Source organism: Streptomyces iakyrus, assembly GCF_000717055.1.
Lineage (GTDB): Bacteria > Actinomycetota > Actinomycetes > Streptomycetales > Streptomycetaceae > Streptomyces > Streptomyces iakyrus.
The window spans coordinates 47998-61607 of the sequence record NZ_JNXI01000016.1; the positions used below are offsets into that span (position 1 = coordinate 47998).

General features: G+C 69.5%; 10 protein-coding genes. 4 read left to right on the forward strand and 6 right to left on the reverse strand.

All coding sequences use genetic code 11. The features are described 5' to 3' along the window. Positions 1-111: 111 nt before the first annotated feature. The 4 genes from OO68_RS24880 to OO68_RS24895 all read right to left on the reverse strand — a co-directional run bounded on the left by OO68_RS24880 (position 112) and on the right by OO68_RS24895 (position 7258). Positions 112-1725: a peptide ABC transporter substrate-binding protein gene (locus tag OO68_RS24880; protein ID WP_033311119.1), complete on the reverse strand. Its 1614-nt coding sequence runs from the start codon at positions 1723-1725 to the stop codon at positions 112-114. A gap of 612 nt (positions 1726-2337) precedes the next feature. Then, positions 2338-4245, reverse strand: a complete 1908-nt coding sequence (gene typA, locus OO68_RS24885) for a translational GTPase TypA (RefSeq protein WP_033311120.1) — start codon at positions 4243-4245, stop codon at positions 2338-2340. A 140-nt stretch (positions 4246-4385) separates the two neighbouring features. Further along, positions 4386-4994 carry a hypothetical protein gene (locus OO68_RS24890; protein ID WP_051814809.1) on the reverse strand — a complete coding sequence of 203 codons (609 nt, stop codon included), beginning with the start codon at positions 4992-4994 and terminating at the stop codon, positions 4386-4388. Between the two features lie 122 nt (positions 4995-5116). Next, complete coding sequence (locus OO68_RS24895; RefSeq protein ID WP_033311121.1) at positions 5117-7258, reverse strand: ABC transporter family substrate-binding protein; 2142 nt, start codon at positions 7256-7258, stop codon at positions 5117-5119. A gap of 288 nt (positions 7259-7546) precedes the next feature. Between OO68_RS24895 and OO68_RS24900 the strand changes: the two genes are divergently transcribed. From OO68_RS24900 to OO68_RS24915, 4 genes are read left to right on the forward strand one after another with little or no spacing between them, the layout of a single operon-like run. Next, complete coding sequence (locus OO68_RS24900; protein WP_031103292.1) at positions 7547-7837, forward strand: Rv0250c family protein; 291 nt, start codon at positions 7547-7549, stop codon at positions 7835-7837. Positions 7838-7894: 57 nt separating this feature from the next. Beyond that, positions 7895-8731: a succinate dehydrogenase subunit SdhC gene (gene sdhC / locus OO68_RS24905; protein WP_033311122.1), complete on the forward strand. Its 837-nt coding sequence runs from the start codon at positions 7895-7897 to the stop codon at positions 8729-8731. Positions 8732-8749: 18 nt separating this feature from the next. Continuing rightward, entirely contained in the window at positions 8750-10714 is a 1965-nt protein-coding gene (locus OO68_RS24910) for a fumarate reductase/succinate dehydrogenase flavoprotein subunit (protein ID WP_033311123.1), read from the forward strand. After that, positions 10711-11487 carry a succinate dehydrogenase/fumarate reductase iron-sulfur subunit gene (locus OO68_RS24915; protein ID WP_033311125.1) on the forward strand — a complete coding sequence of 259 codons (777 nt, stop codon included), beginning with the start codon at positions 10711-10713 and terminating at the stop codon, positions 11485-11487. Before OO68_RS24910 ends, OO68_RS24915 begins: the two co-directional genes overlap by 4 nt. Here the strand turns inward: OO68_RS24915 and OO68_RS24920 are convergent. After that, positions 11462-12457, reverse strand: coding sequence for a phosphotransferase (locus OO68_RS24920; protein WP_033311127.1), 996 nt, complete (start codon positions 12455-12457; stop codon positions 11462-11464). The two genes, OO68_RS24915 and OO68_RS24920, sit on opposite strands and share 26 nt — an antisense overlap. Beyond that, on the reverse strand, positions 12454-13545 hold the full coding sequence (locus tag OO68_RS24925; RefSeq protein WP_033311129.1) for a glycoside hydrolase family 18 protein: 1092 nt from the start codon (positions 13543-13545) through the stop codon (positions 12454-12456). Before OO68_RS24925 ends, OO68_RS24920 begins: the two co-directional genes overlap by 4 nt. Positions 13546-13610 lie beyond the last annotated feature (65 nt).

Genomic DNA, 13610 nt, shown 5'->3' on the forward strand with positions numbered 1-13610 from the left:
CGCAGGTGCGGGGGCCGCCTCCTGGTGAGGAGACGACCCCCATGCACCTCCCACCGCCACCTGGGCGGCGGCGGGTTTACGGCCGAGGGGGAAGAGGTCCGAGAGGCCCTCTTACTTGGTGGTGACGGCCCACACTTCGAGGTCACCGTGGAAGTCGACGTTGACGTTGTCGACGTTCTTACCGTGGCCGCCGTTGATGCGGTAGTACCAGAGCGGGATGGCCGGCATGTGCTCGACCAGCTTCTTCTCGACCTCCTGGAAGGCCTTCACCGACTCCTCGAGCGAGTTGGCGCTGTCCGCCTTGTTCATCAGACCGTCGATCTCCTTGTTGGAGAAGCGGCCGTTGTTGGCCTCGGCGGTGGTGTGGTACAGCTCCTTCATGAAGTTGGCGTTGACCGGGTAGTCGGCGACCCAGCCACCGCGGTACATGCCCTTCACCTGGTCGTTGTCACGGGCCTCGAGGTCCGTGGCGAAGTCCGGCTTGGGGTCGCCGGAGCACTCGACGCCGGTGGCCTTGCGGATGGACTCGCAGACCGCGGTCACCCACTCCTTGTGTCCACCGTCGGCGTTGTACTGGATGGTGAACTTGTTGCCCGGGACGCCGCCGCCCTCCTGGACGAGCTTCTTGGCCTTCGCCGGGTTGTACGTGAACACGTCGGTGTCCAGGTTCTGGTTGCCCTTGACACCGGGCGGCGTGAAGCCCTTGGCCGGCGTACGGGTGTTGTTCAGAACCGTCTTGGTGATCGTGTCACGGTCGATCGCCATCGACAGACCCTGCAGGACCTTCGGGTCGATGTCCTTGAAGGTCTTGGAGTAGAACGCCGGGGTCAGCGTCTGGATCGCCGCGTACGGCTGCTCGATGGCGCCTTCGCCCAGGTCCTGCTTGTACTTCGGCAGGTCCGTCGGGCCGACCTGGCGGATCATGTCCAGGTTGCCGGAGACGACGTCCTTGTAGGCGGCTTCGACCGTCGTGTAGTTCTTGAACTGGACGCCCTTGTTCTTCGCCTTGTTCGGGCCCTGGTACTCGTCCCAGGCCTTGACCTGGATGAGCTTCTTGTGGTCCCACTTCTCGAACGTGTAGGGACCGTTGCCGACCGGCTTCTGGCCGAAGGCCTTCGGGTCGTCGTAGAAGACCTTGGGCAGCGGGGCCCACGTGGTGTAGCCCAGCTTGTAGTTGAAGTACGGCATCTTGTACTTCAGCTCGATGGTGAAGGTGTGGTCGTCCACGGCCTTCAGACCGGACATGGTCTTGGCCTTCGGGTCACCCTTCTCCGGGTGGACATCGTCGTAGCCCTTGATGTCCTGGAACCAGAACGAGTTCTGCTGGTTGTTCTTGATGTTGGCGTACCAGTTCCAAGCGTCGATGTACGACTTGGAGGTGACTTCTTCGCCGTTGTGGAACTTCCAGCCCTTCTTGAGCTTGACCGTCCACGTCTTGGAGTCATCGGTGGTGACCGACTCCGCGTTCGTGTAGACGACGTTGCCCTTGGCGTCGAAGTCCAGCAGCTGGGTGAAGAGGGCCTGGATCACGTACGAGCCGTTGGACTCGTTGGTGTCAGCCGGGATCAGGGGCTTCTGGGGCTCGCCGACGTCGATCGAGACGTAGCCGGCAGGTCCGGAACCCTTGCTCTTACCCTCACCATCACCGTTGCCGCCGCAGGCGGTGGCGGCCAGGGCGACGACTATCGCCCCCGCGACCCACTTGGCGCTCTTGGCACCGCGCATGGGTTCCTCCTAAAGAAGTCATTGGTTCACCGCGAAGGGAGCACACGACACATCACGGCCCCCGCCCGTCGCCGGTGCCGGAATTCGTCGAGTGCCCCCGCGCTCGTGAGTCGCGCCGCTGCCGGCTACTGACCCGTACATCCGAGCTCTACGCGCCTAACTATCTGCCAAACGCCAGGGCCGAACCACACCCACGAGGTCTCGGTTCGATCACAGCTCGCGTATACATCTTCCAAAATCCGGACAAAGGGTTTGGTGAGAGATCCCTGCGAAACGGACTTGTTACACATCTATCGGTAAAGACTGTCCGCATTCCGGACGCGAGAGTGAGAAAAACCGCTTGCGACGTACCGTGGGTCCCGTGCAGGGTTCCACCGGAGTCTGTCGCGCGCTCAAAGGGCTGGTGCGGCAAGGCCGTTGTGCGTTCCCCGGAGCCGGGGAGGCAGGGCACTTCCGCAGCAGGGTAGTGGGAGAAGACCGCCCCTGACGGCCCCCACCGGCAAGTCGAGGGTTTTCCCTACCCCTTGCCCGTGCGTTACCTCCCCTTCAGACAACGGCACCGGGCACCCCGCTCATGCGGAGTGCCCGGTGCCGTCGTACTTGCGGCAGGCGTCAGCCGTGCTTGGCGCGGCTCGCGGCGCGGGCGCGCTCGCGGGCGTCCAGGTTCACCTTGCGGATGCGCACGGCCTCCGGGGTGACCTCGACGCATTCGTCGTCCCGGCAGAACTCCAGGGACTGCTCCAGCGACAGCTTGCGGGGCGGGACGATCGACTCGGTCACATCGGCCGTGGAGGACCGCATGTTCGTGAGCTTCTTCTCCTTGGTGATGTTGACGTCCATGTCGTCGGCGCGGGAGTTCTCGCCGACGATCATGCCCTCGTACACCTCGGTGCCCGGCTCGACGAACAGTACGCCGCGCTCCTGGAGGTTGGTCATCGCGAACGCGGTGACGGCACCGGCGCGGTCGGCGACCAGGGAGCCGTTGTTACGGGTCTGGAGCGTGCCGAACCAGGGCTCGAAGCCCTCGTGGATCGAGTGGCCGATGCCCGTGCCGCGAGTCTGGGTCAGGAACTCGGTGCGGAAGCCGATGAGGCCGCGCGAGGGCACGACGAACTCCATGCGGACCCAGCCGGAGCCGTGGTTGGACATGTTGTCCATACGGCCCTTGCGGACGCCCATGAGCTGCGTGACGGCGCCCATGTGCTCCTCGGGCACGTCGATCGTCATGCGCTCGACGGGCTCGTACGTCTTGCCGTCGACCTCCTTGGTGACGACCTGCGGCTTGCCGATGGTCAGCTCGAAGCCTTCCCGGCGCATCGTCTCGACCAGGATGGCCAGCGCCAGCTCACCGCGGCCCTGCACCTCCCAGGCGTCCGGCCGCTCGGTGTCCAGCACGCGGAGGCTGACGTTACCGATCAGCTCGCGGTCGAGGCGGTCCTTGACCTGGCGGGCGGTGACCTTGCGGTCCTTGACGGCCGCCTTGTTGTCGGCGCCCTTGCCGGTGGCGCCGCGGCCGACCAGCGGGGAGGTGTTGGTGCCGATGACCATGGAGATCGCGGGCTCGTCGACCGTGATCAGCGGCAGCGCGACCGGGTTCTCCGGGTCGGCCAGGGTTTCGCCGATCATGATGTCCGGGATACCGGCGACCGCGCAGATGTCACCGGGGCCGGCCATCTCGGCCGGCTTGCGGGTGAGCGCCTCGGTCATCATCAGCTCGGAGATGCGGACGCTGCTGACGGACCCGTCGCGCTTCATCCACGCGACCGTCTGGCCCTTGCGCAGCTCGCCCTGCTCGACGCGGAGCAGCGCGATACGGCCGAGGAAGTTGTCGGCGTCCAGGTTGGTGACGTGGGCCTGGAGCGGGGCGGCCTCGTCGTAGGTGGGGGCCGGGATGTGCTCCAGGATCGTGGAGAAGAACGGCTCCAGGCTGGTGGAGTCGGCCGGGACCGTGCCGTTGTCCGGCTTGGTCAGCGAGGCGATGCCGTCGCGGCCGCAGGCGTAGACGATCGGGAACTCGATCTGCTCCTCGTCGGCGTCCAGGTCGAGGAAGAGGTCGTACGTCTCGTTGACGACCTCGTCGATCCGGGCGTCGGGGCGGTCCGTCTTGTTGATGCACAGGATGACGGGCAGCCGGGCCTGGAGGGCCTTGCGCAGCACGAAGCGGGTCTGCGGGAGCGGACCCTCGGAGGCGTCCACGAGCAGGACGACACCGTCGACCATCGACAGACCGCGCTCGACCTCGCCGCCGAAGTCGGCGTGACCGGGGGTGTCGATGATGTTGATGGTGATGACGTCCCCCCCGTCCTTCGGGTGGTACTTCACCGCCGTGTTCTTGGCCAGGATCGTGATGCCCTTCTCACGCTCCAGGTCGTTCGAGTCCATCATGCGGTCGTCGACCGAGTCGAGCTGGTGCGCGGCGAAGGCGCCGGCCTGCTTCAGCATGCCGTCGACGATGGTGGTCTTGCCGTGGTCGACGTGGGCGACGATGGCGACGTTGCGGATGTCGTGGCGCGTGGCCATAAAAGGCGTACTCCCGGAGTAGTGAATGCCCTGCGCGTACGTCAGTGGTGCGCGGGCCCTGCCGGGCTCAACATGCCACGGCCTCACCCCATGGTACGGGGCTGCGGCCGCAGGGGTTAGCCGGGATACGTCGGTGCAGGTCAGGCGCCCTTCGCGGCCTCGGAACCGGCCGGACAGGTCCGCTGGGCGGCGAGGCGGCCGGCGGTTTCGTCGAACGGCTCGGAACAGGGCAGGAAGCCGCTGCCGGTGCCCTCCCACGTCCGCACCCGCCCCTTGACGGGCTCGCCGTTCCCGCAGGTGTACGTGAAGTCGGCCTCGACCAGCCTGACGTAGCCCCAGGCGTAGTACGCGCCCTTCAGGTCGCCGGTTGCCGCCTCGAAGTAGTGGTCCTCCTCCGGGACCACCTTCTCGGACGGACCGGCGAGCGGTTCCTCGACCTTCAGGTGCCTGCCCAGGGCCTTGATCACGCCGGCCGCGCCGACGCCCTCGGGCGTACCGGTCACCGAGGGCCGGTACACCGTGTCGCCGACGGGCTTGAGGCGGGAGGTGTAGCTGCTGGTCTTCTTCTTGAGCCTGATCGGGTCGGCCAGCGCCGTCAGCTCCTGTGTCCGCCGCACGCCGGACCAGGCGTAGGTGCCGTCCGTACAGGCCTCGGCCTTGCCGTCGCCGCCCGCGTCCCCCGTGCAGCCCGTCAGCCCCGTCACCAGTACCCCGATGACCAGTCCGGCCCCGCAGGCCCACCTCACCATGCCGCGCATCCGCCGGCCCCCGTCCCCCGTGTACGGACGCCCGGCGCCCGCACCATGATCACTGCTGATCTCATGGTCCGGACACCGGGCGGGGACGGCAAGGCGTTTGAGGGTTCCCAGAGCTACCGGGCGGACGAGCCCTTCGCCGACGGGCCGGAGGCCGGCTTCGCGCCCTTCTTCAGGAAGCCCATGTCCTCGTAGAACGGTGTGCCGAAGCCGAAGGCGCCGGCGTTGACGAGGTTCTTGCGGGCCGCGAGGAGCTGGGGGCGCTGGAAGAGGGGGATCGAGCCGGCCGCCGCCCAGATCCGGGAGTCGGCCTTGCGGATCAGGGAGCGGGACTCGCCCTCGTCGAGGGTGGCCACGGCCTCGTCGAAGAGCTGGTCGACCTGGTCGGTGCCGACGCGCGTGTAGTTCTGCTCGACGTTCAGCGAGCCGTCGGCGGCCGGGACGGGCTTGGCGAAGACGGGGCGGGCGTCGGTGGCCGGGTACGCCGTGGCGGGCCAGGAGTACAGGGCGAGGTCGTACTGGCCGGAGGCGATGTGGTCCTTGAAGTAGGACTCGTCGGAGACCTTGGAGATCTCCGTGCCGATGCCGACGCGCTCCAGCATGCGGGAGATGCGGTCCGCGACGGTGCGCAGCGTCTGGGAGCCGGGCCCGGAGGGGAGCACGAAGCGGAGGGTGAGCGCCTTGCCGTTCTTGGCGAGCCGGGCGGCCTCCTGGTTCGCCGGGGCGGCCGTGCCCCGGGGGGCGTACGCGCCGGGGGCACCGCCCTGGTGCTGCTGGTACTGCTTGCCGTCCCGGGCCAGGTGACCGGCCGGGTCCGGCCCGTGCTGGGCCTTGTCGTCCTCGCCGCTGTCGTCGGCCTCCTCGCCCTCGGGGCCGGCCGCCTTCTCCTTCTTCTGCTCCTCGACCGGGCCGCCGCGCACCCACCCGGCGTCCGCGAGCAGCGCCTGGGCCTCCTTGGTGTCCTGGCCGCCGAGGGCGCCGCTGTTGTCGGCGTAGTGGGCCTGTCCGGACAGGGCGAGGTGGCTGCCGACCGGGACGGCGGGCAGGCCGAGGGGCTTGAGGACGGCCTGGGCGAGTTCCTTGCGGTCCAGGGCGCGGGCGACGGCCCTGCGGACCCGTTCGTCGGTGAGCGGGCCCTCGGCGCCGTTCAGGGCGAGCTGGGTGTAGGCGGGCTCCAGGGACTTGCGGACCTCGAAGCCGCTGAGGGCCCGCTGCTGCCGGGCGTACTTGACGGCCGCCCGGCGCAGCTTCTTGCGGGCGACGGTCTCCTCGTCGGCGGCGTCCTCGTCGGAGCCGTTGGCGACGGCCCAGGAGCGCAGGGACTCCGCGGCGGACCGGTCGGCGCCCGGGCCCATCAGCGGGCTGCCGGAACTGTGGGGGCGCGCGGCGAGGGTGATGCGGCGGGCCGCGGCGGGGTCGATCTCGGCCAGGTCGAGGGTGCCGGCGGCCAGCTCGGAAGCCCGCTTGTCGCGCGGGACGGTGCGCAGCACGATCTCGGACAGCTTCGTCGGCTCGCCCCACCAGCGCGGGTTGCGGGCCAGCGTGATCTTCTCGTCCTTCGCGTCGACCTTCTTCACCGTGAAGGGGCCGGCGGTGACCTTGAGCTTTTTGCGGGCCCCGTCGTTGAAGGAGTCCGGGGTCCCCATGACGTCCTTCGGGTACAGCGGCGAGAACAGCGAGCGCCAGTCGGCGTAGGGGCGGCTGAAGGTGACCCGCACCTCCAGGGCGCTGTCGCCGCGCTCGATCTTCTGGATGCGGTCGTAGCCCGCGTTGCGGGCGGTCCAGTAGGCGGTGTCCTTGCCGGACAGGGCGCGCCACTGGGCGGCGAAGTCGGCGGCGCCGATCTCGCGGCCGTCGCTCCAGACGGCCTGCTGGTTGAGCTTGTACAGGACGACCTGCTTGGGCTCGGTCTCGACGACCTCGGCGGACTCCAGGTAGTCGGGGTTGCGCTCCGGGCGCCCGGAGGCGTCCATGCGGAACATCGACGGCAGGACGGCCTGGGCGACGCGGGTGGTGGTGGCGTCGGCGTCCGACTGGAAGGTGTTCAGCGTGTCGGGCACGGAGTCGACGGCCCAGCGCAGGGTGCCGCCGTCGGCGATCCGGTCGCGCGGGGCGGGCTGGATGTCCTGCCCGGCCAGCGGCTTGCCGGACGGGTCCTCGGAGCCGCATCCGGCGAGCGCGGGCACCGCGAGCACTCCTGCCGTGAGGAAGGCGACCGAACGCGTGACCGCGCGCGAGCCGACGCCGTGCTGGGACATCTGTGCTACCTCCGGGAAGCCGCGGGCGTTATGATCACTTTTGGCGGTATTTGGCTTTCATCTGATGTATGCGGCCACTGAAGAGGAAAGGGTTCGGCAACACAGGGCGACACGGCGGTCACCGGCGGGATGTCACCCGTGCGGCGCAACGCACCGCACAGTGCACCCACGCGCCTCGGCCAATCGATGCACATCCCTTCACAGCACAAGGTGTGACGCGCAACACTCGCAGGCGCATGAACGTTGCCGCCTTGGGCCGCGAAGGACCCGTGGAAGTGAGGGCAAGTCATGTCCGTTCACGACGAACTGACGTCAGTCCAGCGCAGTCTCGACGAAGTGTTCCGTTCGCTGGGACGCCTGGAGAAGCAGCTCGGCACCGGCGGCCTGGAGATGCGCCGCGTCCGTGCCGACGCCAACCACCTGCGCGAGAGCGTCGCCCTGCTGCGCGACGCCGCCGCGTCACCGGCCGCACCGAAACGCCCCGAGCTGGTCACCATCTCCGACACGCCGTACGACTCCGCCCTGTGGAGCGACTCGGACGACGAGGGGCTCGGCGCCCGGGACCGGCGCGCTCCCTGACCCGGGGAGGAGTCGAGCCCGACCGGCACCTCCCCCGAACCCGACCGGAGTCGTCACGTGGCCACTGGTACGGAATCCCCTGCCACCGAACCCAGACCTGAGAGCGGCGGTGTCCGGGGCGGGACACGCGCCGCGATCGCCGCCCCGCATCTGCGGACCGACCGCTGGTGGCTGGCGCCGGCCGGCACCGCGGCCGGTCTGCTCGCGTTCATCGTGTACTCGACCTGGCGGGCCTTCGCGAACGCCGACTACTACGCGGCGCCGTACGTCTCGCCCTTCTACTCCCCGTGCCTGGCGGAGAACTGCGAGCCGATGAAGGCCGGCCCGAACTGGGAGATCTTCGGCAGCTGGTGGGGCATCTCGCCCGCGATCATCATCCTGATCTTCCCGCTCGGCTTCCGCCTGACCTGCTACTACTACCGCAAGGCGTACTACCGCGGCTTCTGGGCGTCCCCGCCGGCCTGCGCGGTGGCCGAGCCGCACAAGAAGTACAGCGGTGAGACCCGTTTCCCGCTGGTCCTGCAGAACATCCACCGGTACTTCTTCTACGCCGCGCTCCTCGTGGCCGGGATCCTCACGTACGACACGGTGCTCACCTTCCGCGACGAGAACTACGCCTGGGGCCACATGGGTCTCGGCACCCTCGTGTTCCTGGTCAACATCGTGCTGATCTGGGCGTACACGATCTCCTGCCACTCCTGCCGGCACATCGTCGGCGGCAAGCTCAAGCACTTCTCCCGGCATCCCGTGCGCTACCGGATGTGGCAGTGGGCGGGGAAGCTCAACGCCCGGCACATGCAGCTCGCCTGGGCGTCGCTGGTGAGCGTGGCGCTCGCCGACTTCTACGTCTACCTGGTCGCGTCGGGTGCCTTCGACGATCCGCGCTTCTTCTAGAGGGATGGGGCCTTATCGATGTCCGTGGTCGACCGGCAGGAGTGGGACGTCGTCGTGGTGGGCGCGGGCGGCGCGGGCCTGCGCGCCGCCATCGAGGCCCGTGAGCGGGGCGCCCGTACGGCCGTGATCTGCAAGTCGCTGTTCGGCAAGGCGCACACGGTGATGGCCGAGGGCGGCATCGCGGCGGCGATGGCCAACGCCAACGAGAACGACTCCTGGCAGGTGCACTTCCGCGACACCATGCGCGGCGGCAAGTTCCTCAACCAGTGGCGGATGGCCGAGCTGCACGCCCAGGAGGCGCCGCAGCGGGTGTGGGAGCTGGAGACCTGGGGGGCGCTGTTCGACCGCACCAAGGACGGCCGGATCTCCCAGCGCAACTTCGGCGGCCATGAGTACCCGCGGCTCGCGCACGTCGGCGACCGCACGGGCCTGGAGCTGATCCGCACCCTCCAGCAGAAGATCGTCTCCCTGCAGCAGGAGGACTTCCGTGAGACCGGCGACTACGAGTCCCGGCTGAAGATCTTCCAGGAGTGCACGGTCACCCGCGTGCTGAAGACTGTGTCCGACAGCGGCTCCGCCGCGGGCGGGAGGGTCTCCGGGGTCTTCGCCTACGAGCGCGAGTCGGGCCGCTTCTTCGTGCTGGAGGCGCCGGCCGTGGTGATCGCCACCGGCGGCATCGGCAAGTCCTTCAAGGTCACGTCGAACTCGTGGGAGTACACCGGCGACGGCCACGCGCTGGCCCTCCTCGCCGGCGCTCCCCTGCTGAACATGGAGTTCGTGCAGTTCCATCCGACCGGCATGGTCTGGCCGCCCTCGGTGAAGGGCATCCTCGTCACCGAGTCGGTCCGCGGCGACGGCGGTGTTCTGCGCAACTCCGACGGCAAGCGGTTCATGTTCGACTACATCCCCGACGTCTTCAAGGAGAAGTACGCCGAGACGGAGGAGGAGGGCGACCGCTGGTACGACGACCCGGACCACAACCGGCGCCCGCCCGAGCTGCTCCCCCGTGACGAGGTCGCGCGGGCGATCAACGCCGAGGTGAAGGAGGGGCGCGGCTCGCCGCACGGGGGCGTGTTCCTCGACGTGTCGACGCGGATGCCCGCCGAGGTCATCAAGCGCCGACTGCCGTCGATGTACCACCAGTTCAAGGAGCTGGCGGACGTCGACATCACCGCGGAGGCGATGGAGGTCGGGCCCACCTGCCACTACGTGATGGGCGGGGTCGCGGTCGAGTCCGACACGGCCGCGGCGCGCGGGGTGCCCGGTCTCTACGCGGCCGGTGAGGTGGCCGGCGGCATGCACGGCTCCAACCGGCTCGGCGGCAACTCTCTGTCCGACCTGCTGGTGTTCGGCCGCCGGGCCGGCTGGCACGCGGCCGAGTACGCGGCGGGGGCGGCCGGGGCGCGGCCCGTGGTGGACGACGTCCAGATCGACGCGGCCGCCGCCGAGGCCCTGCGGCCCTTCTCGGCCGAGGCGGAGATCGAGGAGCCGAAAGGCGGCCCGCCGGAGAACCCGTACACCCTGCACCAGGAACTCCAGCAGACGATGAACGACCTGGTCGGGATCATCCGCCGGGAGGCGGAGATGGAGCAGGCCCTGGAGAAGCTGGCCGAGCTGCGGGTGCGGGCGCGCCGGGCCGGGGTCGAGGGGCACCGGCAGTTCAACCCGGGCTGGCACCTCGCCCTGGACCTCAGGAACATGCTGCTGGTCAGCGAGTGCGTGGCGCGGGCCGCGCTGGAGCGCACCGAGTCGCGCGGCGGTCACACGCGCGAGGACCATCCGGGGATGGACCGCACGTGGCGACGGATCAACCTGCTGTGCGCGCTCACCGACCCGACGGGCGGCCTGGCGGCGACGGACCCGGTCCGCGGTCAGATCGCCCTCACCCGTGAGACCACCGAACCCGTCCGTGCCGACCTGCTCGCCCTGTTCGACAAGGAGGAGCTGGTCAAGTACCTCGCCGAAGAGGAGCTCTACGAATGAGCGGCTATACGGCCCACTTCAAGGTGTGGCGCGGGGACGTGAGCGGCGGCGGCCTGGAGGACTTCGAGGTCGAGGTCAACGAGGGCGAGGTGGTGCTCGACATCATCCACCGCCTCCAGGCCACCCAGACGCCCGACCTCGCCGTGCGCTGGAACTGCAAGGCGGGCAAGTGCGGTTCGTGCTCGGCGGAGATCAACGGCCGGCCGCGGCTGATGTGCATGACGCGCATGTCGGTGTTCGACCGGGAGGAGACCATCACGGTGACGCCGCTGCGGGCGTTCCCGGTCGTCCGTGACCTGGTCACCGACGTCGGCTTCAACTACACCAAGGCCAGGGAGGTCCCGGCCTTCGTGCCGCCGGCCGGTGTCGCTCCGGGCGAGTACCGGATGATGCAGGAGGACGTGGACCGCTCGCAGGAGTTCCGCAAGTGCATCGAGTGTTTCCTGTGCCAGGACACCTGCCATGTGGTCCGCGACCACGAGGAGAACAAGCAGGCGTTCGCCGGGCCCCGGTTCCTGATGCGGGTGGCGGAGCTGGACATGCACCCGCTGGACGCGGCGGCGGAAACCGGCCTGGACCGCAAGACCACCGCCCAGGACGAGCACGGCCTCGGCTACTGCAACATCACCAAGTGCTGCACCGAGGTCTGTCCCGAGGGCATCAAGATCACGGACAACGCGCTGATCCCGCTGAAGGAACGGGCGGCGGACCGCAAGTACGACCCGCTGGTGTGGCTGGGCTCGAAGATCAGGAGGCGCTCTTCAGCAGGCTGAGCGCCTGGTGGAGGTTGTGTTCCGCGATCTCCCGCATCCGGCCCGGGTGCGGGAAGTCGCCCTCGATGAGGGTCAGCGGACCCGAGACCAGGCCGAGGTGCATCGCCAGCCGGTACAGGCGCAGGCGCGCCTCGTCCAGGCCCGGGGCGCGCAGGGCGTCGTAGTGGGGGCCGAAGCGGAGCCGCAGGAAGACGTGCTCGTGCTCCACGTCGAAGTACATCAGGCCTTCGATGTCGATGAGCGCGGGCTGGCCGCCGGGCGTGAGCAGGACGTGGTCCGCCCCTAGTTCGCCGTGGACGAGGGTGTGGCGGTCGCGGGGCCGGACCTCGGCGGCCAGGGCGTGGATCTCCTTCTCCAGCTCGCGGCGCGCGGCGGCCGCGCGGGGGTCGCGTGCGGCGGCTTCGGCCACGGAGCGCAGGGCCCCTTCGGTGATGCGCTGCTCGCAGGAAACGCCGTACGAGGAACCGCCGTCGTCCACGACGGCGACCTTCCCGAAGCGGGGACCGGTGTGGCTGTGCAGGGTGGCGAGCAGCTCGGCCGTCCGCTCCAGGGCCTGCGGAGCCGCGGCGGGGTCGCGGGCCAGGGCGTCCTCCAGGCTGCCGCCGGCCAGGTCCTCGACGACGGCCGCGTCCGCGGGCAGGTGCGTGCGCGTGGAGTCGGCGAACCGGAGGCAGGGCGTGCGGACGCCGGCTGCTGCCAGGCGGTCGTGGGCCGCCGTGAACAGGCCGAGGCCCGTGCCGTGGGAGAAGACGTCCCGGGGGTCGGGGTCCGGCAGGTCCCAGTAGTCCTCGTCGCCGGACCAGACGTAGGCGACGGCGGTGGAGTCGTCGTCGAGGACCAGCCGGTAGACGCCCTTCCTGGTGCCGCCGCGCAGGCGTTCCACGCCGGTGAGGGTGCGGCCCGGGCCGAGGGCGGCGCGGGCCAGGGGCGCCAGGTCGGTGGTGGTGAGGGGGCGTCGGGTCCGGGTCACCCGACCCAGTCTTCCTTGTAGGCACGCCAGTCGGCCTCGGTGGCGGCGAAGTCGATGTACAGCGCGACGCCGAAGCGGGCCCGGTCCGCGTCCGTACGGGACAGGCCGAGGCGGACGCCCCGGACCGCTGCGGGCACGGTCTCGGCGTGGCCCCAGTGGGTGAAGTTGCTCTCGTAGTAGAAGGGCAGGCCCATCAGCAGGTCGGTGGAGGGCGGGGTGACCTCCAGGGCGAGGGAGGTCTGCTGGGCGACAAAGCCGCCGTAGGTGCCCTCCAGGGGCTGGGCGGTGTCGTACGACATCAGGGCGATCTGGTCGACGCGGCGGGCGACCTGGCCGAAGAACTTCTGCGACCACCACTTGGGGTGCTCGGTGAAGAGGCCGAACACGGTGTGCAGGGCCGGGAGCGGGTCGATCTGGTGGGCGGCGACGGAGAGCTGGGCGTCCCGGGAGCGGGTCTCGCGGCGCAGGGAGTCGAGCAGGGTGAGGAAGTCGCGGTCGCCGGACGGCATGGGTTCCAGGTCGAGGTGGATGCCCTCGTAGCCGGTGTCCAGGACCTGGCGGGCGGAGCGGACGACGGCCGCGCGGGTGTCCGCGTCGTTCAGGAGCATGCCCTCGCTGTCCTCGGAGGCGAGGACGTCGCCGAGGAAGGCCTGGACGCGGACGCCGGGCAGCTTCTCGTGCACGGCGTCGATGAACCAGCGGGCCCTCGGATAGACCGACTTGGGGAGGGTGCCGTCGTGCTCCAGGGGGCCCGAGTGGACGTACAGGTCCCGGATGCCGGTGTCCTTCAGTCGCCGGGCCAGGGCGGTGACGTCGGCGTCCTTCTTGCGGCCGTCGACCCAGGCGTGGCCGAGCCAGAGGGCATCGCGGTCGCGGGTGCGGGTGCCGTCGGCCGGGTCGCCCGTGTAGTTGATGCGGAGGGCTGTCAGAACGGCCAGCAGCGGGACCAGCAGGACCAGGGCCACGGCGAGCGCCGTGCGTCTGATCCAGCGTCGGCGCCGCTTGCCTTCTCCCTTGGGTGCGGGAGCGTCCTGCGCGGCGTCTTCGGCGGCCGCCTCGGCCGGGGTGGTGCCTTCCGTGCGGTCCATGCCGTCTCCCAGGTGGTGCGGATGGTGTTGCCGGGGATGACGATCAGCACGGACCTTCGGTTGCC

Excerpts from the sequence above, each read along its gene's own strand:
- OO68_RS24880 (WP_033311119.1), bottom strand. The coding sequence starts at position 1,725 with ATGCGCGGTGCCAAGAGCGCCAAGTGGGTCGCGGGGGCGATAGTCGTC.
- OO68_RS24900 (WP_031103292.1), top strand. The coding sequence starts at position 7,547 with ATGTCCGTTCACGACGAACTGACGTCAGTCCAGCGCAGTCTCGACGAA.
- OO68_RS24895 (WP_033311121.1), bottom strand. The coding sequence starts at position 7,258 with ATGTCCCAGCACGGCGTCGGCTCGCGCGCGGTCACGCGTTCGGTCGCC.
- OO68_RS24915 (WP_033311125.1), top strand. The coding sequence starts at position 10,711 with ATGAGCGGCTATACGGCCCACTTCAAGGTGTGGCGCGGGGACGTGAGC.
- OO68_RS24925 (WP_033311129.1), bottom strand. The coding sequence starts at position 13,545 with ATGGACCGCACGGAAGGCACCACCCCGGCCGAGGCGGCCGCCGAAGAC.
- typA (WP_033311120.1), bottom strand. The coding sequence starts at position 4,245 with ATGGCCACGCGCCACGACATCCGCAACGTCGCCATCGTCGCCCACGTC.
- OO68_RS24910 (WP_033311123.1), top strand. The coding sequence starts at position 8,750 with ATGTCCGTGGTCGACCGGCAGGAGTGGGACGTCGTCGTGGTGGGCGCG.
- OO68_RS24890 (WP_051814809.1), bottom strand. The coding sequence starts at position 4,994 with ATGGTGAGGTGGGCCTGCGGGGCCGGACTGGTCATCGGGGTACTGGTG.